The organism is Oceanobacillus bengalensis (assembly GCF_003628445.1).
GTDB classification, from domain to species: Bacteria; Bacillota; Bacilli; order Bacillales; family Amphibacillaceae; genus Oceanobacillus; species Oceanobacillus bengalensis.
On record NZ_RBZO01000005.1, the window covers coordinates 40,360 to 64,126 of the forward strand.

General features: G+C 36.8%; 22 protein-coding genes. All 22 read right to left on the reverse strand.

Features of this window, described 5'->3' with window-relative positions; all coding sequences use genetic code 11:
• Positions 1-49: 49 nt before the first annotated feature.
• Positions 50-1,090, reverse strand: coding sequence for a recombinase RecA (recA, locus tag D8M05_RS04575; RefSeq protein ID WP_121129109.1), 1,041 nt, complete (start codon positions 1,088-1,090; stop codon positions 50-52).
• A 168-nt stretch (positions 1,091-1,258) separates the two neighbouring features.
• Positions 1,259-2,515: a competence/damage-inducible protein A gene (locus tag D8M05_RS04580; protein ID WP_121129111.1), complete on the reverse strand. Its 1,257-nt coding sequence runs from the start codon at positions 2,513-2,515 to the stop codon at positions 1,259-1,261.
• On the reverse strand, positions 2,512-3,090 hold the full coding sequence (gene pgsA / locus D8M05_RS04585) for a CDP-diacylglycerol--glycerol-3-phosphate 3-phosphatidyltransferase (protein ID WP_121129113.1): 579 nt from the start codon (positions 3,088-3,090) through the stop codon (positions 2,512-2,514). Before pgsA ends, D8M05_RS04580 begins: the two co-directional genes overlap by 4 nt.
• A 512-nt stretch (positions 3,091-3,602) precedes the next feature.
• Positions 3,603-4,520, reverse strand: coding sequence for a helix-turn-helix domain-containing protein (locus D8M05_RS04590; RefSeq protein WP_121129115.1), 918 nt, complete (start codon positions 4,518-4,520; stop codon positions 3,603-3,605).
• Positions 4,521-4,538: 18 nt separating this feature from the next.
• Positions 4,539-5,330 (reverse strand): YmfK family protein, encoded by a 792-nt coding sequence (locus D8M05_RS04595; protein ID WP_121129117.1) that lies wholly within the window; start codon positions 5,328-5,330, stop codon positions 4,539-4,541.
• Between the two features lie 386 nt (positions 5,331-5,716).
• Complete coding sequence (locus D8M05_RS04600) at positions 5,717-5,974, reverse strand: DUF3243 domain-containing protein (protein WP_121129119.1); 258 nt, start codon at positions 5,972-5,974, stop codon at positions 5,717-5,719.
• Positions 5,975-6,056: 82 nt separating this feature from the next.
• A complete protein-coding gene (gene ymfI, locus D8M05_RS04605) occupies positions 6,057-6,773 on the reverse strand; it encodes an elongation factor P 5-aminopentanone reductase (protein ID WP_121129121.1) in 717 nt (238 codons plus the stop codon).
• A gap of 9 nt (positions 6,774-6,782) precedes the next feature.
• The gene (yfmH, locus tag D8M05_RS04610; RefSeq protein WP_121129123.1) at positions 6,783-8,066 is read right to left on the reverse strand and encodes an EF-P 5-aminopentanol modification-associated protein YfmH; all 1,284 of its coding nucleotides are present in this window, start codon (positions 8,064-8,066) and stop codon (positions 6,783-6,785) included.
• Positions 8,059-9,345: an EF-P 5-aminopentanol modification-associated protein YfmF gene (gene yfmF / locus D8M05_RS04615; RefSeq protein WP_121129124.1), complete on the reverse strand. Its 1,287-nt coding sequence runs from the start codon at positions 9,343-9,345 to the stop codon at positions 8,059-8,061. Before yfmF ends, yfmH begins: the two co-directional genes overlap by 8 nt.
• Positions 9,346-9,499: 154 nt before the next feature.
• Positions 9,500-11,782 (reverse strand): FtsK/SpoIIIE family DNA translocase, encoded by a 2,283-nt coding sequence (locus tag D8M05_RS04620; RefSeq protein WP_121129126.1) that lies wholly within the window; start codon positions 11,780-11,782, stop codon positions 9,500-9,502.
• A 154-nt stretch (positions 11,783-11,936) separates the two neighbouring features.
• On the reverse strand, positions 11,937-12,143 hold the full coding sequence (locus tag D8M05_RS04625) for a YlzJ-like family protein (RefSeq protein WP_121129128.1): 207 nt from the start codon (positions 12,141-12,143) through the stop codon (positions 11,937-11,939).
• Positions 12,140-12,862, reverse strand: coding sequence for a ClpP family protease (locus D8M05_RS04630; RefSeq protein ID WP_121129130.1), 723 nt, complete (start codon positions 12,860-12,862; stop codon positions 12,140-12,142). The genes D8M05_RS04625 and D8M05_RS04630 overlap by 4 nt, the downstream gene beginning before the upstream one ends.
• Before the next feature lie 98 nt (positions 12,863-12,960).
• Complete coding sequence (dapA, locus tag D8M05_RS04635) at positions 12,961-13,833, reverse strand: 4-hydroxy-tetrahydrodipicolinate synthase (RefSeq protein WP_121129132.1); 873 nt, start codon at positions 13,831-13,833, stop codon at positions 12,961-12,963.
• An 87-nt stretch (positions 13,834-13,920) separates the two neighbouring features.
• Positions 13,921-15,135, reverse strand: a complete 1,215-nt coding sequence (dapG, locus tag D8M05_RS04640; protein ID WP_121129134.1) for an aspartate kinase — start codon at positions 15,133-15,135, stop codon at positions 13,921-13,923.
• Positions 15,136-15,212: 77 nt separating this feature from the next.
• Positions 15,213-16,259, reverse strand: a complete 1,047-nt coding sequence (gene asd / locus D8M05_RS04645; RefSeq protein WP_121129136.1) for an aspartate-semialdehyde dehydrogenase — start codon at positions 16,257-16,259, stop codon at positions 15,213-15,215.
• 44 nt (positions 16,260-16,303) lie between these two features.
• Complete coding sequence (gene dpaB / locus D8M05_RS04650; protein WP_121129138.1) at positions 16,304-16,909, reverse strand: dipicolinate synthase subunit B; 606 nt, start codon at positions 16,907-16,909, stop codon at positions 16,304-16,306.
• Positions 16,906-17,790, reverse strand: coding sequence for a dipicolinic acid synthetase subunit A (dpaA, locus tag D8M05_RS04655; RefSeq protein WP_121129140.1), 885 nt, complete (start codon positions 17,788-17,790; stop codon positions 16,906-16,908). The genes dpaB and dpaA overlap by 4 nt, the downstream gene beginning before the upstream one ends.
• Before the next feature lie 132 nt (positions 17,791-17,922).
• Positions 17,923-18,168, reverse strand: a complete 246-nt coding sequence (locus tag D8M05_RS04660) for a YlmC/YmxH family sporulation protein (RefSeq protein ID WP_183072700.1) — start codon at positions 18,166-18,168, stop codon at positions 17,923-17,925.
• Positions 18,169-18,240: 72 nt separating this feature from the next.
• The gene (locus D8M05_RS04665; protein ID WP_121129142.1) at positions 18,241-19,461 is read right to left on the reverse strand and encodes a M16 family metallopeptidase; all 1,221 of its coding nucleotides are present in this window, start codon (positions 19,459-19,461) and stop codon (positions 18,241-18,243) included.
• 85 nt (positions 19,462-19,546) lie between these two features.
• Positions 19,547-20,500, reverse strand: coding sequence for a polysaccharide deacetylase family protein (locus tag D8M05_RS04670; RefSeq protein ID WP_121129144.1), 954 nt, complete (start codon positions 20,498-20,500; stop codon positions 19,547-19,549).
• A gap of 608 nt (positions 20,501-21,108) precedes the next feature.
• Entirely contained in the window at positions 21,109-23,223 is a 2,115-nt protein-coding gene (locus D8M05_RS04675; protein WP_121129146.1) for a polyribonucleotide nucleotidyltransferase, read from the reverse strand.
• Between the two features lie 167 nt (positions 23,224-23,390).
• A complete protein-coding gene (rpsO, locus tag D8M05_RS04680; protein ID WP_121129149.1) occupies positions 23,391-23,660 on the reverse strand; it encodes a 30S ribosomal protein S15 in 270 nt (89 codons plus the stop codon).
• Positions 23,661-23,767: the final 107 nt, after the last annotated feature.

A 23,767-nucleotide genomic window follows, 5' to 3' on the forward strand; every position in this document is an offset into this window, starting at 1 on the left:
CAAGATGCACATAAAAAAACCCTTATGAAAACATAAGGGATTTAACCTATTACATATCTAAGCTTTCTTGCACAACATCTTTATCTTCTTCTATAACATGTTCGCCGTCCAAATTATAATGATCACGAATCTTCTTATGGATTTCATTCATTATATCAAGATTTTCTTTTAAAAATATTTTCGAATTCTCGCGACCTTGTCCAAGTCTTTCACCATTATAAGAATACCAAGCACCGCTTTTTTCTACAATATCAAGTTCCGCTCCGATATCAAGTATTTCACCTTCTATAGAGACACCTTTACCATACATAATATCAACTTCCGCTTGTTTAAATGGTGGTGCTACTTTGTTTTTAACAACTTTAATTCTAGCCTTGCTACCAACAACTTCATTACCTTGTTTTAATTGTTCTGCCCTGCGTACTTCTAGTCTTACAGATGCATAGAATTTAAGTGCACGACCACCAGTTGTTGTTTCAGGGTTTCCGAACATAACACCAATTTTTTCACGAACCTGGTTAATGAAAATAGCAGTAGAATGTGACTTATTAATTGCACCTGATAACTTTCTTAAAGCCTGTGACATAAGACGTGCTTGAAGGCCCATATGGGAATCACCCATTTCCCCCTCAATCTCTGCTTTTGGAACCAATGCTGCCACTGAATCGACAACAATGATATCTACAGCACCACTACGAACAAGTGCCTCCGTAATTTCTAATGCCTGCTCACCTGTATCTGGCTGGGATAGTAATAATTCGTCAATATTAACGCCCAATGCTCTTGCATAAATTGGATCAAGGGCATGCTCAGCATCGATGAAAGCTGCTTGTCCACCTTTCTTTTGTGCTTCAGCAATTGCATGAAGTGCAACGGTTGTTTTACCTGATGATTCCGGACCATATATTTCTATAACTCTACCTTTAGGATACCCACCAATACCTAATGCAACGTCCAATGCTAGTGAACCACTTGATATCGTATCGATTTTTTGTTGTTCATTTTCACCTAGTTTCATGATGGAACCTTTACCAAATTGCTTCTCTATTTGCCTCAAAGCCATATCCAATGCTTGTTTTCTATCGCTCAAATCTGACTACCTCCTTAATTAACTACTTCCATCATACAATGTTTTCTCCTATTTGCCAAGTAAAAGTCGAATAGATGTTCTTATGTTTTGGAAAGAAAAAATCGTTAAAAATCTAATTTCACATATATAAATATCTATCAAATATAACATTCTACTAAAAAAAGAGCGTTATTTTATCGTTTTTAGGTATTTAAAAATAATTTCTAAACCTTTTAAAGTTGCTCTGCCTCTTACTGTGTTACGATCGCCAAAGAAATGAAACTCCTGTACATTATGATACCCATCATTAGTAGATACACCAATATAAACCGTACCAACCGACTTTCCTTCTACTTCCTCTGGTCCAGCAACACCAGTGAAACTAATCCCTATCGTTGAATCTAGCTTTTTACGAACATTATTTGCCATTTCTAAAGCACATTCTTCACTTACAGTTCCATGCGCACGAATGGTTTTACTAGAAACACCTAATACTTCTTCTTTCACTTTCACATCATAACAGACAATTCCACCACGAGAAACGGAGGAAGCACCACTTTCTGAAATAAGTTTATCCATAAACATGCCACCAGTTAAACTTTCCGCAGCCGCTATCTTCATCTTCTTCTTATTTAATAATGATATAACCTGTTGCCCTAGTGTTTGCTCATCTATACCAAATAAGTGCTCTCCAACACGTTCCATGATTTGCTGTTTCGTTTGTACTAATAACGCGTTTGCTTTTTCCTCCGATTTCTCTTTTGCAGTTAATCGAATCACCACTCCATCATTTTGAGCTAACGGTGCAATCGTTGGATTACTTTGCGCCTGAATAATATCACTAATTTCATGCTCAAGCTGTGATTCACCAATACCGATGAACTTCAAGACGAGTGATTTTATAATTTCTTCGCTACCTGTGTGTTTCCCGAGAAATGGTAATACACTGTCTGTTACAAGTTGTTTCATTTCCCTTGGGACACCTGGTAAGAAAATCCACACTTTTTCTTCATAAAGAACGATCATTCCTGGTGCCATTCCAACTTTATTGTCGAGCACACTGCACCCTTTAAATACACGAGCCTGTTTTCGGTTATTCGGTGTCATGGCTGATTTTTGCTTTTTAAAATAGCTTTCAATCTTATTTATTGACGGTATATGTTCTTCCATCTCTAGATTACTCATATTCCTGAATGCTTCTCGAGTGAGATCGTCATCAGTCGGGCCAAGTCCTCCAGTAACAATAACAATATCCGAACGAATTTGTGCGTCTCTGAATGCATCCTCTACACGCTGCAGGTTATCTCCAACAACAACATGCTTATATACATTAATACCAAGTAAAGCAAGCTTTTCTGAAAGCCATTGTGCATTTGTATTTGCTATTTGCCCTAACAACAACTCTGTCCCAACACCAATAATTTCTGCTTTAAATTGTTTTGTCATTTGGAATCCCTCATTACATGCCAATTTTTAACAAAATAATCAATACCAGATAGAACGGTGAAGAATAATGCAATATACAACATTACTGTTCCAAAAGGAAACCCTATATATGAAAATGGAAAATTATGTAATAGTAATACAGCGATGGCTACCATTTGCGTAGCAGTTTTGATTTTCCCCATCTTCCCAGCTGCAAGGACAATCCCTTCTCCAGCAGCTACTAAGCGTAAACCAGTAATTGCAAACTCTCTACTAATGATAATAATAACAACCCATGCAGGAGCAAGCTCTAATTCCACGAATAAAATCAGTGCAGCTGATACGAGTAATTTATCTGCTAGTGGGTCTAAGAACTTCCCTAAGTTTGTAACAAGATTATGTTTTCTTGCAATGTATCCGTCAATCCAATCAGTGGAAGCCGCAACAATAAATAATAGAGCAGCAGCAAAATGGGATACTGGTAGCGTATTTTCTCCAATATTCCATTCTCCCCATTCAAATGGGACACTTAATAAAATAATAAATATTGGAATTAAAAAAATTCTTGATAGCGTAAGTTTATTTGGTAAATTCATTGTAACATTTTCCTCCTGTTTTTAAATCTGTGGCTGTTTTCCCAAAGGTTTGTTGCTTTTACTTAAATAAAAAGCTGTGACGTAAAATATAACTGCGACATAATTTGTATAAAGTGTTGATTTCTTTAATTCAGTATAGTGAGAAGTACGTCGTTCCGGAAACACACTCCGCAGGCGGCTGGTGAGCCTCCCGTAGGAGTCTTCGTGTGTTTCCTCCACTACATATTGCTCTCTACTCAAATAATGTCATAGTTTAGCACTGATAAAATAGTTGATTGGAGTGGAGGGCAGTCGACTCCTGCGGGAAAAGCACGTGCCTGAAGACCCCGCAGTGAGCGGTCTTTGCTCGCGAGGAGGGCTGAAGCCGTGCCCGCGGAAAGCGTACTGCCCGTAGCGGAAATCAACAAAGCACTTACGCAGAAGTTTATATCAATAGCAACGTATATACAAAAAATGTCTAATCTTCTCACCTAAGTTAACCCTTCCCTAATAGGGAAGGGTTTGTACTTTATTTATTCAGTTTCGTTATTTATATTAACCCACAGCCTTTGATGTACATTACTTATATCGACTGGATATTCTAATTCAACCCCATTTATAGATATCTTTAATGCGGGTGCATTTCCAACATTAAAGAAAATGCGATCGGTATCACTCATATCAATCTCATGTGGTGAAGTGTTTTCATCAAAGTTCGCACTATAAAATGATTTCCCATCCGCATCTGTTACATCAAGCCATGTATTTCCTTCAGCAGATTCTAACAATACAATAACTTCTTCCCCAGTATTGTTTAACTCAAGGGTAGATTCCGGGGTTGAACCTGTACCTTCTTCTACGACAACAAATTCTGCTTGAGGACCTTCTTCCTCTTCAGGCTCTTCTTCTACAGGTTCTTCTGTTTCCGTAGTTTCCCCTGTTTCGTCCTCGTTATTTTCCGTATTATCATTATCTTCGCTTGCCACATCGTTCGGATTATTTATAATCACTTCCGTGTTCTTTTGATCTGTTTCTGTACCTGAGCCATTATCAGAACCATCTTCTTTTATAAAAAACCAAAGCACAAGAATAATACCAATAATTAATAATACAACAATAATTGTTGGAAAGATCGAAAAAAAGCTAGAGCTTTTCTCTAAATTACTATCCTTTTTCGTTCTTTGCATTCTGCTATACTGAACAGTACTGTCCTCTTCTGTTTTCGGAATTTCCTCTTTATGTTCTTCCAATAACTCGCTAGGATCTAATCCTACAGCATTTGCATATTCCTTAATAAAGGCCCTAGCATAGAATTTACCTGGTAGAATTTCAAGCTTTCCTTCCTCAATAGCAGCTAAATAGCGTTTTTGAATTTTCGTTATTTCTTGTAATTCTTCTAAGGATAGGCCTTTCGAGACTCTTTCCTCTTTCAACCTTGCCCCTATATCCATAATAAAACACCTTCCGTTTTAGAAATCAAACATAGAAAAACCATTTCCTTCATTAAACTGTTGTTTTTCAATTGTTTCATACGTGATTTCTTCATCTTCATGACTACGTATTTCAATAATATAATCAAAATCAGAAAGATTATATTCTGTTGTGCGAACAAATATATCTGGATGCTCGACCACTTTTACTGCCGGTACTTGCATAATCTCTCGAATCAATTGCCAATGTTTTTCATTCGCCCTTCTCGTTGAGACAATACCGTCAATAATGAATATGTTGTCCGTATTATACTCACCTTCAATTAAATTGTTTCGAACTGTTTGTTTTAGCATCGTGCTTGAAACGAATAACCATTTTTTATTAGCACAAACACTTGCAGCAACAACCGATTCCGTCTTTCCTACACGTGGCATACCACGGATTCCAATCAATTTATGCCCTTCCTGCTTGTACAGTTCAGCCATAAAATCGACCAATAATCCCAATTCATCTCGCACAAAACGAAATGTTTTTCGATCATCCACATCGGAATGAATATACTTTCCGTGGCGTACAGCAAGCTTATCTCTTAATTTAGGCTTACGTAATTTTGTTACATTTATTGTATCCATTGTTCCTAAAATGGTTTTTAATCGCATTATACTTTCGTCAAATTCAGATAGAAGCAGCATTCCTCTTCTCGAGTTTTCGACACCATTGATTGATATAATGTTAATGGATAACATACCTAATAACGAAGAAATGTCACCTAATAAACCAGGACGATTTGTTTGGATTTCATATTCAAGATACCATTCTGTTTTTTCCATTATCATCCGCCCCTTTATCGTCCAGCTCCAGCACCCATGCTGTTCGCGACTTCTCCCTCTCCACCCTGCGATAGCAGTTCGACACAGTCGTACTTCCTTAAACGCTACGCTCGTGCGTATTTCCTTTGTCTTCTACGGGGTTTGTTCGTTCGTCACTAAACGGCACTTCCACTTTTGGTATACTTATCTAATAGTAACCAAACGAATAATGAATTGCAATATATACTTCTATGATAAATGATTTTACACAAAGTGGAAAGCGTAAGATGAAAATTTTACCAACCAATTTTAATACTATCTTTCACCTGAAAATTCATTTAATTATGTATAAGTATGAAAAGAAGCTGTACTCGTGAGAGTATACAGCTTCTTCGAAAAATCACTTATTAAGCATTTCCTTGATTTTGAACAAGTTTTACCATTGTACTAGCAATAGCTTGTTGTTCTTGTTCTGAAGCAGCATTCCAAAGTTCTTTTAGAACCGCTTCTTCTTTATTTTTCGCGTCAACATTCTGCGCTAAGTAATCTCCTACTTCTGCAGCAACACTTGTTATCGTTTGTTGATCCATTCCTTGTGCTTCGGCCTGCTGTAAGCGATTGGATAAGAAACCTTTCCATGTGTCAAAGTTATCAAGAACTGACATGATATCTGCCTCCTTGGATTTAATACAAGTATAGTATTTGATACTTTAATCCAATTATACATGCATTTTAGAAGAAGTATCCTTACCAACCGCCAGTAACGTTTATAATATCACCTTGAATATAATTAGAACGTTTATCCAATAAAAAGCTAGTGACATGCGCAATTTCATCCGCTGTTCCTGCACGGTTCATTGGTATTTCAGCATAAATAGCCAATTTCTCCTCTTCCGTTAAATGACTATTCATCTTTGTATCAATGTAGCCAGGACTGATTCCATTTACCGAAACACCACTTGGAGCAACTTCTTTCGCAAGTGCCTTTACAAAGCTATTCTGTGCCCCTTTTACAGAGGAATAAATGACTTCATAACTTGCCCCAACATCACCCCAAATAGAGCTAATAAAGATAATCTTTCCAAACTTATTGTGTATCATCCCAGGAAGCATCGCTTTTGTAATCATCCATGGTGCCTTTACATGAAGGTTTAACATTTCATCCATGACTTGTTCAGCCGTCTCTTGAAATAAACCGAAATGAGCCTTTCCACTCGCAAAGATAATTGCGTCAACTGGAAAAACGAGATGACTTATAAATTCCTTTATCTGGTTTTCCTTACTTAAATCAGCTTGAATCACACTTAGAATATTGGAATCATCCAGCTTCTCACGTAATTTATCCAATACTGGCCTGTTTTGGTTATAATGTAGGATTAACTGGTATCCCTCGGCGGAAAGCCTTTCAGCAATGGAACAACCAATATCCCCACTTGCACCAATAATTAATACATTCTTCCCCATTACTTTCTCCTATTCCGCGCTAATCTGACAGACAGCTAGTCGATCCTCTTCAATCCATTGTTTCAGAAATTTATTAGCTTCATCTACGCTTAATGACCCGATAGTAGGTACAATATCGAATAGATTTATTCCTAATGTATCATAATGAATATATTTATTTGCAATAAATTCCAAAGAATTCATTGCACGTAATAACTGTCCCGTTTTCTTTTTCTTCATCCGCTCAAATTCACTTTCTGTTAATGTGATATTGTTTGTCGATAATAGCATTTCTTTAACCCTTTTAGCAAATACGTCTGGTTTTGTTGTGTTACTACCAATAAGTGAATAACCAAAATTCTTATCTAATGTTGTTTCAAAATAAAAACTATCATCAATTAAGTTTTCTTGGTAAAGATCCTGGTAAAAATCTCCACCCTTTGCAAAGTAATGATCAAGAAGCATATTTTGGAGTAAATCCTTCTTAAGGAATTCCTCATTGTTAAGTGGACTTGAAGATTCTTTAATACCTACCGTACATTTCGGAATAGATACTGCCATTGTAATCTTATTTTCCCTCATCGCAACTTCTTTTGGTTCTTCGGGAAAGTCACGTTTTAACGTTCGCATTTTTTCAAATTTCTTCTGTTCCTGATTCATTTTAATCTGTTCCATCATGCGCTCAGGATCGAAATTACCCGCAATAAATAATGTCATATTTTCTGGGTGATAAAACGTGTTGTAGCAAGTATATAAATCATCTTTTGTAATCTTACTAATGGATTCTACAGTACCCGCAATATCAATATTTACTGGATGATTTTTAAACATCGCTTTAATCGTTCCCATAAATGACTGCCAATCGGGTTGATCATCGTACATTTTAATTTCTTGACCAATGATTCCTTTTTCTTTTTCCACTGATTCTTCGGAGAAATAGGGATCTTGGACAAAATTAATTAATGTTTCCACGTTTTTTTCAATATTGCTCGTAGCAGAAAATAAGTAAGCAGTCTTGGTAAAGGATGTAAAAGCATTAGCTGAAGCACCTTGTTTCCCAAAATCACTAAACACATCATGATCTTCTTTTTCAAACAGCTTGTGCTCAAGAAAATGCGCAATCCCTTCAGGAACTGTGATTTGCTCCGTTTCACCAATTGGGACAAACGTTTGATCAATCGAACCATAATCAGTTGAAAAAATCCCATATGTTTTTGCCATTTCAGGCTTCGGTAACAAGAAAACAGTTAATCCATTATCAAATTTTTCCGCGTAAACTGTTTCATGAATATAATCATACGTTTGCTTATTCATTTCCCTGACCTCCTTCACTGGTTAACAAATAGACGGTATCTTCCTTGATTTTCTGTGCAACTTGAACGACTTGATCTTTCGTTACATTTTTAATCGCTGCAATGAGATCATCTGGTGCTAATTCCTTCTCACCGATTACTTGCTGATATAATAATTCAATTAAACCTTGTGAATGATCCATTGTTTCAAGCAATTGATTGATAATTAAGTCCTTCGTTTCATTTAATTCTTTATCAGTAAAATCCCCTTGCTTCATTGCTGTCATCTGCTCCCGAATAATGTCTCTTGCTTTTTCAAAGTCACTCGGAGCAATGCCACTAAATACAAATAGGAGGCCTTTATGACTTTCCATCCTTGAAGAAGCGTAATACGCTAAGCTATTCTTTTCTCTAACATTGATGAATAGCTTCGAGCTTGGAAAACCTCCGAATAAACCGTTAAACACTTGAAGTGCAGCATAATCATCATCCTTATACCTCACATTCGTCCGGTATCCGATATGTAGCTTTGCTTGCCCTATGTTATCTTTTTCAATTACTTCATGTGATTCGTTACTCTGCTCCTGCTTACTAGAAACTTGCACATTGGACCCAGTTCCTTCCCAATTGAAGGACGATTTCAATTGTGTAAGTACTTCATCTTCATTGAAATCACCAAGCACATAAATATCTAGTTGGTCTTCGGTTAATCGTGTCTTATAGTATTCATATAATTCTATTGAGGTCATGCGCGCTAGTTCTTCTTCATATCCATGCACATGCAAACCATAGGGTTCATCTTTACACATTTCATCGATTAATCTTGTATTCGCATATTGCATTTTGTCATCTTTCACTGCATGAATTTTCTGTTTCAATGTATCTTTCTCACGCTCAAATACCTTCTCATCAAAAGCATTCCCACGAACGTTTGGATGAAAAAGAATTTCACTGAATAATTCAATACCATCTTTAATAATGGTTTGTGCTTCTGGGATAAATTTTGGATTTGCTATTTCTAACCTTAAAGAAATAAGATGGTTTTCACCTTTTTTCCCTCCGTTTACAGCCAGGACCGCCCCGTATAGGTCATCGAGCTTTAATTGCAAATCTTTTCTACTTGGGTAATTTTTCGTTCCTTGTTTTAAAATATAAGGAAGCAACGCTCTTTTTGTCACCGTTTCTTTCTCAAGCGGTGCTTTTAATTTTGCAACAATATTAACTGTTTTATATTTCTTACTTTGAATAAAATGAATACGCAATCCTTTTTCTTTTAAATATTTTTCCGTTATTGGCTGCATAAATAATCCTCCCAAAAAGTTGTTTAGGCCCTTATTATATTTTGCACAATTTTTCCATTTATCATCCATTATACGTGAAAAAAAACAGACTTGCTATTGATTTCAAGTCTGCTACATATGATTATTCTCAAATTCGTGCTTTATTACCCAATATTTATGATGTCTTTTCTTCTTTTACTTGGGATACTAATACGGTTCTAGGTTTACTTCCTTCATATGGTCCAACAATTCCTCTAGCTTCCATCGCATCAATTAATCGAGCCGCACGTGTATACCCGATACGGAACCTGCGTTGTAACATGGACACACTTGCACTTTGCATTTCTGTAATTAACTCTACAGCATCATTGTAGAGATCATCATCTACTTCATCAAGCACTTCTTCGTTATCATCAGGTATCATTTCCTCTTGATAAGAAGCTTTCTGTTGATCAATACAATGATCTACAATTCTCTCCACTTCTTCATCTGATAAAAATGCTCCTTGAACTCTTTTTGGTTTCGATGCACCAACAGGAAGGAAGAGCATGTCCCCTTTTCCTAATAGTTTCTCCGCACCACCAGAATCTAAGATTGTTCGCGAATCTGTCTGTGAAGAAACACTAAAAGCAATTCGAGACGGGATATTCGCTTTAATCACACCAGTAATGACATCTACGGACGGTCTTTGTGTTGCAATGATTAAATGAATACCAGCAGCACGAGCCATTTGTGCAAGCCTAGTAATTGCATCTTCCACATCACTCGAGGCAACCATCATTAAGTCAGCTAACTCATCAACAATTACGACAATATATGGTAGATGTGGCTGGGAGTCATCTGTCGTTTGATTGTATTTTCGTATATATTCATTATATCCTTCAATATTTCTTGTACCAGTATCTGAAAATAAGTCATATCTTCTTTCCATTTCAGAGACAACTTTTTTCAATGCCCTTGATGCCTTTTTTGGATCGGTTACAACAGGTGCAAGTAGATGCGGGATCCCGTTATATACATTTAATTCTACTTTTTTCGGGTCAATCATCATGAGTTTCACTTCATGTGGTTTTGCCCTCATTAGCAAGGTCGTAATAATTCCATTTACACAAACACTTTTCCCACTACCTGTTGCTCCAGCGATTAACAAATGGGGCATCTTATTCAGTTCAGCAACGACTGCATCCCCAGAAATATCTCTTCCTAATGCTACAAGTAATTTTGCTGTTTTATTATTCCATGTATTATCCATTACTTCTCTTAAGGATACCATCGCAACTTCTTTGTTAGGTACTTCAATACCAACAGCTGATTTCCCTGGAATAGGTGCTTCAATACGAAGTTCTTTAGCAGCAAGTGCCAATGCTAAATCATCATGTAATCCGACAATTTTACTTACCTTCACTCCTGCTTCTGGCGAGACTTCATATTTCGTAACAGCAGGTCCAACATGAACTTTTGTAATTCGTGCTCTTACACCGAAGCTTTTAAACGTACGTTCTAGCTTCCTAACCGTTGCTTGGATTTGTGATTTTTCATGTTGTTGTGTATTATGTGCTGGTTCTGCTAATAAATCAGGTGATGGTAGTAAGTATTCATAGTTTTCCGTTTCTGTCATTGGCAAAGGATAGTCAATATCTGGAGCTGTTTCTTCCCTATTTGCATCTGGTTCAACTTTTTCAGCAACCACTTTTTCTACCTGCTCCTCAGCTTGTGAATATGCTACATCTGTGAAATCGTTAATTAATGGTTCAACCTCATTAACGGTGTTATCAATAATCTCTGTTTCAGTAATTACTTCATCTGTGTCAATTTCTTGTTCCCTTTGTAATTTCACTTCTGTTATTTTAGATTTTATTTTCACAAATGATTCTTTCATTCTATTAAATAGCTTAGCAAAAATATCACCTAATGAAAGTTCTGTAATAAAGAGAATTCCTATCAGCATCGTAAATACTGCAACAATTTTTGCTCCAACCATTGAAAATAAATAATTTGTAAAAGTTAAGAGTAAGGCACCAACCATTCCACCGCCAGTTTGTACATGGGTACCTTGTCCGTTAACATAGGAAATAAAATGATTCCATGTTGAACCGATAATAGATACGTCCTGAATTAATAATCGTTCAAAGGTTTGAATATGTGTTATAAGTAATAAACCTAGGAAAAATAAATAAAACCCAATAATTTTTTTATGGCGAAAATCAGGGTATCGCCTTTTTATTAATAAGACAACGCCAGTTACTAGTAAAAATACAGACGCTACAAAATACCAGATTCCTAATAAAAACCGAAAAATATGCTCTAAGCCACCAGGTATTGCGCCATCACTAATCGCACTAGCACCACTTCCAAAAATAGCCAAAAATATAAATAAAAGTCCGATCAGTTCATATCTTATCTGCGAGGTTCGTTTATTACCTTTGCTATTTTTACGTTTCTTACGTTTCCTTGCCATTGTTTTCACCTCTATACTCCAGGAATGCCTCTCGAAAATATCATTCTATTTTTTATTGTAGACTATATATAGAATTATACATGAAAAGTTAACCCTTGCCCAAAAATTGGCAAGGGTTTTTATTATATCACATTAACCTATCGTCTGACTTCACTTAAGATAGGAATGTACCAGGAATGTATCTTTGATCAAGATAATCTTGTGGATCGGTTGAAATTAATTGAACCATTTGATACGAACCGTCATCTGTTTTATCAGCAATAATCATTTTTCCATTATAATTAATACATTCTCTATTCTTATAAGCGTTCTCTGATGATGGAAAGATATCTGACTCGGATAGCGGTGTATAAAGTATCATTGGATCACCTGATTCTCTGACGATTTATTATTAGCGATAAATTCGTTCATTTTTTTCATTGCTTCATTTACACCGCCGACTTCATCGATTAAACCATATTCTACCGCTTCTGTTCCAACAACATTTGTACCAATATCTCTTGTAAGGTTTCCTTTGGCAAACATTAAGTCCTTAAACTTTTCTTCCTTAATGTTAGAATGATTGATTACAAATTGAATAACCCTGTCTTGCATTTTGTCTAAGTATTCAAATGTTTGCGGAACACCAATTACTAATCCTGTAAGGCGTACTGGATGAATGGTCATCGTTGCAGTAGGTACAATAAATGAGTAATCTGTTGATACTGCAATAGGGACACCAATCGAATGACCACCACCTAATACAATTGATACGGTAGGCTTCGATAGAGACGCAATCATTTCTGATAATGCAAGTCCTGCCTCTACGTCTCCCCCAACAGTGTTTAGAAGAATGACGACACCTTCAATTTTGGGGTTCTGCTCAATAGCAATCAATTGTGGTAATAAGTGCTCATATTTGGTTGTTTTGTTTTGTGGTGGTAGTTGCATATGGCCTTCCACTTGCCCAATAATCGTCAAAACGTGGATATTTGAATCTGGAGCCTGTACAACATTTGTTTGGCCCAAGGACTGAATTTTTTGCACCAAAGAAGACGAATTGGACTGGTCTTCTTTCTTTTCTTCTTCCTCTTTATTCATCTACCTTCACTCCTTCTCTATTGTCATTCACGTTTTAGTATGGACGTAATCCAGTATTACAATGCGAGAAAAAATGGAATAAAAAATACCGACTATCACTAGTCGATATTTTTTAATAATACATGTAATTTTTCTCTTTCAGCTTTTGTTAAGTCAACTAACGGTAAGCGTACGCCACCAACATCGATTCCATTTAACTGTAATGCTGCTTTCACTGGACTTGGGGATGGGGAAGTAAATAATCCATTCATAACAGGTAGCATTTTACGGTGTAGCTGTGCAGCATCATTTACTTTCCCATCTAAAAACAGCCTAATCATGTTTTTCATTTCATTACCGATGATGTGGGATGCAACGGATACAACTCCCGTTGCACCAACCGATAACATCGGAATCGTTAAACTATCATTACCACTATACACACTAAAGTCATCTGCAGTATTTTCAATAATTTCCGCTACATGATCAAGGTCTAATCCTGCTTCTTTTAGCGACACGATATTTTTTATCTTACTAAGCGCTACTATCGTTTCAACTTCTAAGTTAACAATCGAACGCCCTGGGATATTGTACAGCATTATCGGTAGTTCGGTTGAAGCTGCTATCGATTTGAAATGCTCAAACATGCCATGCTGATTCGGTTTATTATAATAAGGTGTAACGATAAGAAACCCATCGACACCTATTTTTTCAACTTGTTTTGTTAGAGAGATTGATGCATCCGTACCATAACTACCGGTACCGGCAATTACTGGTACCCTATTATTCACTACTTGCACAATATGCTTAATGAAATCAACCTTTTCATCAGTCGATAAAGTTGGAGATTCTCCTGTTGTACCAGTTACAACTAATCCATCCGTACCATTAGCTAATAAATATTCGATTAAATCACTTGTTTTCTCATATTGGATAGCACCCTTCTCATCGAAGGGCGTTACCATCGCCGTAAGCACTTGACCGAAATACATATGCTTCACCTACTTAAAAATATTGATGTTAAATTATTATTTCGTATTCAAAAAGGTGAATTTCACCTGACTTTTTGAACTTCCTATCTAATTATTAAGGGCAAAAACATCGTGTAAGGCATTTACAGAAACCTCTATATCTTTCTCGTAAACAAGTACCCAAATTGTTGTGTGACTATCTGCTGATTGTAAGATTTGCACACCTTTATTTGTCAACGCTTGAACAATTTTGGCTGCAACCCCTGGTTCGCCTGTCATGCCTGCACCAACAGCAGATATCTTCGCGCAATTCTTTGTTACTTCTGGATGGAATCCAATCATTTCTAATATTTGAACGGCCTTATCAGCTACGATGTCTGGTACAGTATAAATTACCCCAGTTGGAGAAATATTAATAAAATCGATAGAAATGCCTGCTTCTGCCATTGCTTTAAACACATCAGACTGCTTTCGGTAGGATGCTTCTTTCGTTTGAACCTTTAATTGAGTAATCGATGACATGTGGGCAATTCCTGTTACCAATCTATCTGGTATATCAATCCCCATTTCCATTTCTCTTGAAGATGTAACCAATGTTCCAGATTCATCGGAGGTAGTAGATCTTACTCGAATCGGAATCTTTGCTTGCATTGCAATCTCAACAGCTCTGGGGTGAATCACTTTAGCACCTTGATAAGCAAGATTACTAATTTCTGAATAGGTAACGACATCAAGTGACCTTGCATTACGGGCGACTCTGGGATCTGCGGTCATGATCCCATTTACATCTGTAAATATTTCTATTTTCTCTGCTTGTAATGCACCACCTAAAGCTGCTGCTGTTGTGTCACTGCCACCACGACCAATGGTTGTTATTTCTCCAGATTCTGTTTGTCCTTGAAATCCGGCAACAACAACAACATCATACGTTTCTAATTCTTCCCTAATACGGCCTGGCTTTACCTTTTTAATTTTTGCTTGCGTAAATTCATCTGTTGTTATAAAACCAGCTTGAGCACCTGTTAAAGTAGTAGCTGCTATATGTTCTTTTTGTAATTCATTTGATAAAACGACCGCTGATATTACTTCACCACACGACATGAGTAAATCAAGTTCACGTTTCGAGTTATGATTTGCTGGATAGTTTACCATACTTAGTAGTGTATCCGTTGCATACGGGTCAGGATTCCTCCCCAAAGCAGATACAACAACAACGAGTTTATAATCATTTATTAAAGCGTTTTTTATATGCTTGATGACATGTTTTCTTTTCTCTTCAGATTGGACGGAAGTACCGCCAAATTTTTGAACGAGTACCTGCAATTTTTCACACCTCTGTAAAATTCACCTTATAGAGGAAGATCAAAAAACACGGCATTCCATCTTAATTGAACTTCCTCCTATAACCACTTATTTTGAATTAATTCCCCAGCAATTTGAACAGTGTTCCATGCAGCACCTTTAAGAAGGTTATCTGATACAATCCATAAATGAAAACCTTTCTCATTATCCAGGTCTTTTCTAACCCGACCAACAAATACTTCCTCTTTCCCTGCAGCACTTAATGGTGTAGGATACACTTGAGTTGATGGATCATCTTGTAAGATTATGCCACCTGCTGCATCTAATTCGTTCCACAGATCCTCAACCGTTACACCATTTTTCTCTACTTCAATATACACACTTTCTGCATGTGATGTGAAAAATGGCAAACGAACACATGTCGCTGCAACGGATAATTCTGGTGCATGCATAATTTTCTTTGTTTCGTTAATCATTTTCATTTCTTCAAATGTATAGCCATTTTCCTGAAAAACGTCTATTTGTGGTAACGCATTAAACGCAATTGGAAAATGTTTCTTATCTCCCTTAACAGGTAACAAATTTGCTTCCATTTCTTGTTTATTCAAGAACTGCTTTGATTGTTCCTCTAATTCAGTTGATGCACTTGCCCCTGCTCCAGAAACAGCTTGATAGGTTGAAACAATAACACGGCTCAGACCAAATTTATCTTTTAGCGGTTTTAACGCCACAACCATTTGAATAGTCGAACAATTCGGGTTTGCAATAATGCCTTTATGTTTTGCAATGTCTTCCTTATTCACTTCAGGTACAACCAAAGGAACATCTTCCGTCATTCGGAAAGCACTTGTATTGTCTACAACTACTGCACCACGTTTTACAGCCTCAGGTGCTAACTGCTTTGATACAGATCCCCCTGCTGAGAATAAGGCGATATCAATTCCCTCGAAACTTTCAGGCTTTGCTTCTTCTACTACTATTGTTTGATTCTTAAATGTCAGTTCTTTACCGCTTGAGCGTTTTGATGATAATAGTTTTAACGTATCGACTGGAAAATCTTTGTCTTCTAGTATTTTAATAATCTTTTCTCCTACGGCCCCAGTAGCTCCAACAACTGCTATATTAACTGCTGATTTTTCTGTCATATCAAAACTCCTCCTAATATTATGAAAATATTCTCTTTAATGTTTCATTTTAACATATTTTCACTAGAAAATGGTATAAGAACTGGTTGAATTTGTTTCCCACTCATGGCAGATAGAATCGCATCCTCCATGTAGTCCAATTTCGAAACGAGTGAATTCGGTTTTTTTTCTGGGTTATCTTGCCCAAATGGAATGAAGTAGATATGTTTACTATTCATTAAACGCATGAAATTAACACCATTTAATCCAAGCGCATCATTGGTAGTCATTCCTAGTACAACTGGATTTTGATTACGAATCGTAGACTTTGCCGCCATTAATACAGGATTATCCGTAATGCCATTTGCTAATTTTGCCATTGAATTTCCTGTCAATGGTGCGATAATCATACAATCTAATGGTATTTCTGGTCCGAATGGTTCTGCTTCTGGCATGGTTGTAACCACTTTTTTACCAGTTAATTCTTCTAGTTTTGCTATATGTTCTTCTGCTTTTCCAAATTTCGTATCTGTATGTTGTACCGTATAGGAAGCAAACGGATAAACATCAGCTTTCTTTTCAATCAAATTCTCTATCTGTGCAAATACTTTCGAAAATGTATGATGTGAACCTGTTAGTCCAATTCCTATACGTTTTCCTTCTAAATTCATGATTTATCACCTTCTCCTAGCAAAATTTGCTTTATTACATCCGCTAAAATTCTACCTGAAGTTTTTGGGGCAACAATACCTGGTAAACTACCAGTTAATATTGCTTGGATTCCACGTTTCTTGGCATATTCAAAATCCGTTCCTCCTGGTTTAGATGCTAAGTCGATAATGATACCATTAGGCGGTAATTCCCCAATTACTTTTTCATCAATAATTAGTGCAGGAACAGTATTTATTAATATGTCACATCGATTCGTGTGTTCATGAAGTTTCTCAATCGGAATTGGTTTTAAACCCATCTCTGTTATGCGCGCTAATTCCCTTATACTGTTCGTACTTACTGACACTTTTGCACCGAGTGCAGCAAATTTATTAACTACCGTCTGGCCTACCCTACCAAATCCGCTAACAATCACACGGGAAGAATGTATCGTATAATCCGTATGTTCAATGGCCATCATAACTGCGCCTTCAGCAGTTGGTATGGAATTATAAATTGCCACATCATCCCTGTCAAATAACGAAATGAAATCAATGTTTTCTTCTTTCGTCACTTCATTTAAAAAATCATTGGTAATACCTGTAAATACTTTCACGGATTTCTTTAAATTCCTAAACCATTCGTGTGTTAATTTAATCTGTTGATCCGAAAATACCGTTGCAATATTTCCATCACTATCTGTTCCAGTTATTGGTAATATAATAGCATCCAAAGTGTCCAATTCTAACTCATTAAAGTCCACTTGTTTTAATCCAGTAAAACCTTGGTCTAATTTATCGTATCCTACCAGTATAATCGTTGTTTCTTCTAACATTTGTAATTGTTTAATTAATTCAAGGTATCGTGCATCGCCACCTATTATGGCAATCAATCGATTCATTATAATATACACCCTCCATACATACAGTTCCTATACCTTTACCCTATAGCTTATGTCCTTACTTCCCTAGAGTGATTGTACAAATTAAAATAGTAAAAAAGACTAGTTCCCGAGGAAACTAGTCTTTAAAAATTACCCGTATAATTTATCTGTTTCAACCATAATCATATCTTCACCGATCTTCTTAATGGAACTCCAACGTATCTTCGTTTCTGCGCCTTCTTTTTTTAACCCAAACCATTTATAGTTTGGAATGATAAACGCATGAATCTGTCCTGTTTTTTCATCAATTTCTAAATCTGTTTGTCCTAGAATTCCTAACCTGACACCTTCATTTAAACTAACGATTTCCTTTCCGCTAATCTCTCCAAAGCGCATGATATGTGCCCCCATTCTACTCGTTACTCCATATATATGCCAAGTATTCTGGACTATGTTAGGAAATAAATGCTATTCTCCCTTAGGTGCAATCAATGCCATGGATGCAGGACTAGAAAATGTCGTTTGAATTACTTCTTTGATGGATTCATGGTTTACTGCATCAATCTCCTGTATCATTTCATCAATTGTTCGGTGGCGTTTAAGTAATAACTCATTTCTACCATTACGACTCATTCTGCTATTCGTACTTTCTAAACCGAGTACTAATCCACCTTTTAACTGCTCTTTACTATTTTTTAGCTCTTTATCTGTTAATCCATCTTTGATCAATTTATCAACGGTTTGATTAATCGTATCCTTTAATAGGGATAATTGTTCTTTACCCGTTCCTGCATAGATGGTAAGCATCCCATTATCCAAGAATGATGAATGATAAGAAAACACAGAATAGGCTAGTCCTTGTTTCTCCCTGACATCCTGAAATAGGCGAGAGCTCATGCTACCACCAAGAACATTGTTCATTACGACTAAACTATAAGTATTGTCCGCACCAACAGCCATGCCATTATATCCAAGACAAAAATGTGCCTGTTCTGTATCTTTATGCCGTTCAATTGTATTAGCTAAAAAGCGAGGCTTACTAATATCTTCATTTCTTCCATTTGATTGATAGGATCCGAAATTACTTTCAACTTTTTTAATAAAGGCTTCTTCAACATTGCCAGCAACAGAGACTACCACATTATCAGGCGCATACCCTTGCTTTATATAATTTCTTAGATCATTTGGGGAGAAAGATTGCAAATTCTCCTCTGTTCCAAGAATCGGGTATCCAAGTGGATGCTCGCCAAATGATGCCCTTGCCAACAAGTCATGAACAATATCATCTGGTGTGTCTTCATACATTTTAATTTCCTCATAGACAACCTTCTTCTCTCGCTCCATTTCTTCTTCATCAAATGCTGAGTTGAAGAACATGTCTGTAAGAATATCTAGAGCGTATTCCTTATGTGTATCTAATACTTTTGCATAATAACAAGTGTATTCTTTTGAAGTAAATGCATTTATTTGGCCACCAATTGAATCGAACGCTTCCGCAATATCTTGGGCACTTCGGGTGTTGGTTCCTTTAAAAAACATATGCTCAATAAAATGCGAAATTCCATTATTCTTATCGTTTTCATTTCTAGACCCAGTTAATACCCATATTCCAATCGTAACCGAACGGACAGATGGTATGTTTTCTAATACTACTCTTACTCCATTATTACAAGTATGTCTTTGTATCAAGCCATTTCCTCCTAGTTATGTGTAGCTAACGAATAGTCTTAGGTTTCGTTTGCACCTCTAGCATTATTCCATAAAGATACAAGTCCTATCGTTCTTCACTTAAAAGTTTCTCTATCGTACCAATACGATAGCCACTTTCCTTAATTGTTTCAATAATTTCATCAAGGCCATTTGCTATCGCTTCTGTTGGGTGCATAAGTATGGTTGCTCCCGGATGAAGTTTAGTATTTACTCGGTTTATCATAACACTTACAGAGGGATTCTTCCAATCAATTGTGTCTAGCGTCCATAATATCGTTTGCATTTCTAAGTGGTTAGCAGACATGATAACCTGCTCATTGAAACTACCACTTGGTGGAGCAAACCATTTTGGCTTATCTCCTGTAATCGCAGTAAGGATTTCATTTGTCTGTGTTAATTGTTCTACAATCTTTTGATTTGATATTCTAGCCATATCTGGGTGGTTATATGCATGGTTACCTATAACATGACCTTCCTCTTTAATCATTTTAACCAATTCTGCATTTTCTTTAGCCCATTTTCCTTCGATAAAAAATGTTGCTTTAACTTTTTCCTCGTTCAAGGTTTTTAAAATGTTTGGTATGTATTCTGTTCCCCAAGATACATTGACAAGAAGGGAGACCATTTCTTTTTCTGGATGCCCTCGATATATTGGTGAGGCTGGCAGGTCTTGTAACCGTATTTCTGGTGGAACTTGTCTATATACTAAAAGTGTTTCATCGAATTTTTCTTTTTCTATCATTTTTTCATAAGACTTATCAATATCCACTTCTAAACCATTTCTACCAGGTATCTTTTTCCAAACTTCATCAATATAAGCATTTTGAGGAGCCTCAATATAGTTTGCGCTCTTCTCTACAATTTCTTTATATAAAGGATCTTCTCTTTTAACAACTTGTGACAATGTCGTAACCACTTCCTCGTCAGAATGAAACGGATTGTAATACGCTGTATTAAGCGATAAACCAACTATTATTATAAACAAACATACATTTACATATCTCTGAAAGTGACTCATACCCACCCCTCCTAATAAAAGTTATGCAGGAAGAGGACAAGGTATGAATAGAGGTTTACAAACCTCGGAGGTAAAATTAAAGTTGTTCTCTATAAGATTGTGGTTAGGTCAGAAAATGTATAAACTCCAAACTAACTTAATTCAGATTATCTTAAATCGGAGCACATCTCGCCGTCTGGGATCGCTCCGGGCGGATGCTTTCCGCGGGCACGGCCTCAGCCTCCTCAGAAGCACAGAACGCTTCTTCCGGGGTCTTCGGACACGTGCTATTCCCGCAGGAGTCACCGCCCTACACTCACCCAGACTAGTGAAGTAGTACGATGCTTTTTGACTTTCCGTATCAAAGGAGATAATGGTTAGTAACTTAAACTCAGTGGAGGAAACACACGAAGACTCCTACGGGAGGACAGGCCTAGGTGAGACTATGGAGTGCGATAGCACGTAGTAGGCTCACCAGCCGCCCGTGGAAAGCGAAGTGTGTTTCCGGAACGATGTGCTTCACACAATACTGAATTAAATATATCAACTCTTTACATCGATTACGGAGTAAAAAATAGCAAATAAAAAAAGAAACTGCATATACAGCTTCTTTCTGCGTTTCGAAATAATTATTGTTTCGCTTTTTCTTGTTTTTCTTTTTCCTCTAATATTACAGCTTTTCTTGATAGATTTACTCTACCTTGACGATCTACTTCTTTTACTTTAACCAATATTTGATCACCAATTGAAACGGCGTCTTCTACTTTATTTGTACGTTCCTCAGCTAATTCAGAGATATGGACTAAACCATCTTTTCCTTTAAATATCTCTACAAAAGCACCGAATTTCTCAATTCGTTTAACCGTTCCTAAATAAATTTGGCCAACTTCTACTTCTCTCACAATATCTTCAATGATTTTCTTCGCTTTTGCATTCATTTCAGAATCAATAGAAGAAATAAAGACACTACCGTCTTGTTCAATATCGATTTTAACACCAGTTTCTTCGATGATTTTATTAATTTGTTTACCGCTAGGTCCAATAACATCACGAATTTTATCCGGTTTAATCGACATAGTCAAGATTTTCGGTGCATAGTTAGAAAGGTCTCCTCTTGGACGGTCAATCGTTTGCATCATCGAATCAAGAATTTGCATGCGGCCTTTTTTCGCTTGCGTTAACGCTTCTTCTAAAATTTCTTTCGATAATCCATCAATTTTAATGTCCATTTGAAGGGCTGTAACACCTTTTTCCGTTCCAGCTACTTTAAAGTCCATATCACCTAAAGCATCTTCCATGCCTTGGATGTCAGTTAAAATAGTATAATGTTCACCGGATTTAACTAGACCCATCGCAATACCTGCAACTGGAGATTTAATTGGAACACCCGCATCCATCATTGCTAACGTACTTGCACAAATACTAGCTTGGGATGTTGAACCATTTGATTCCAATACTTCTGAAACCAAGCGAATCGTGTACGGGAAGTCTTTTTCTGATGGTACAACTTTTTCAAGTGCTCTTTCTCCAAGCGCACCATGTCCAATTTCACGACGACCTGGTCCTCTAATTGGTCCCGTTTCCCCTACGCTAAATTGTGGGAAATTGTAATGATGCATAAAACGTTTCGACTCATCTAAATCCAAACCATCAAGAATTTGAACATCACCTAAAGCACCAAGTGTACATACACTTAAGGCTTGTGTTTGCCCGCGTGTGAACAATCCAGAACCATGTGTTCTAGGAAGTACGCCTACACGTGATGATAATGGTCTAATTTCATCGATTTTTCTTCCATCTGGACGAATCTTCTCAACAGTGATTAGGCGTCTAACTTCTTCCTTCACCATTTTATCTAACATATTCTTAACCTGTCCGATTACTTCTGGTTCTGCTTCTGCGTAACCCTCAAGTACTTCATCTTTTGCTTGTTTAATCGCATCTTCTCTTGCATGCTTTTCTTTCACTTGGATTGCTGTAATAATTTTTTCCTTTGCTTCTGTTTCAACTTTCGCAGCTAAATCAGCTTCTACTTCAAATAATTTCACTTCTGATTTTTCCACTCCAACAGCTTTAACTATCTCCTCTTGGAATGCAACCAGACGCTTAATTTCTTCATGTCCGAACATGATTGCTTCTAACATAATTTCTTCCGGAACTTCATTTGCTCCAGCTTCTACCATGTTGATTGCATCTTTTGTTCCAGCAACCGTTAATTCGATATCACTTTTCTCTTGCTGCTCAATTGTTGGATTGATGATGAATTCACCATCAATTCTCCCTACATGTACTCCTGCAATTGGTTGCTCAAATGGAATATCTGACGTACTTAATGCTATCGATGAACCGATCATTGCAGCAATTTCAGAAGAACAATCCTGATCCACACTCATAACGATACTAATCACTTGTACTTCATTTCTAAAGCCATCTGGAAACATCGGACGAATTGGACGGTCAATCAAACGAGAGGTTAAAATTGCCTTCTCACTCGGTCTACCTTCGCGTTTAATAAAGCCTCCAGGAATTTTACCTACTGCATATAGACGTTCCTCATAATTCACCGTTAATGGGAAGAATGGTAAGTCCTTTGGCTCTTTGGATGCGGTAGCTACAGCTAGTACAGAGGTATCACCATAATGAATCATACATGCCCCATTCGCTTGCTTTGCTAATTCTCCTAGTTCAACAGTGAATTTCTTACCAGAAATTTCAGTCGAGAATATTTGCTTTTCTTCTGCCACGATATAGTGCTCCTTTCAATACTACATTCTATCTCTTATTTTATCGTTTAAAAACATAATTGTAAATTTACTAACGTTTATAAGCTTTAGCTATTATGTATTTTATCCTTATGTACCTATTTTACTTATAGATAATAGAAGAAGCAGGATTGCTCCTGCTTCTAAACTTATCTACGTAAGCCAAGTTTTTTAATTAACTCACGATAACGAGTTACGTCATTATTACGTAAGTAGGTAAGTAAATTACGACGTTTACCAACCATTTTCAAAAGACCACGACGTGAATGGTGATCCTTCTTATGAACACGTAAATGTTCATTAAGCGCATTGATTTCAGCAGTAAGTACAGCAATTTGTACTTCTGGTGAACCAGTGTCTGTATCATGAACTTTGTATTCACTGATTATTTCGTTTTTACGCTCTTGTGTAATAGCCATTTGGTACACCTCCATATAAAATCTATAGCCCCAATCTCCTAGCAAACGTCGGAGTAACGATATGCCAAGGGACGGTTTTACGTTTACAAGCATAACGCTTTTTCATT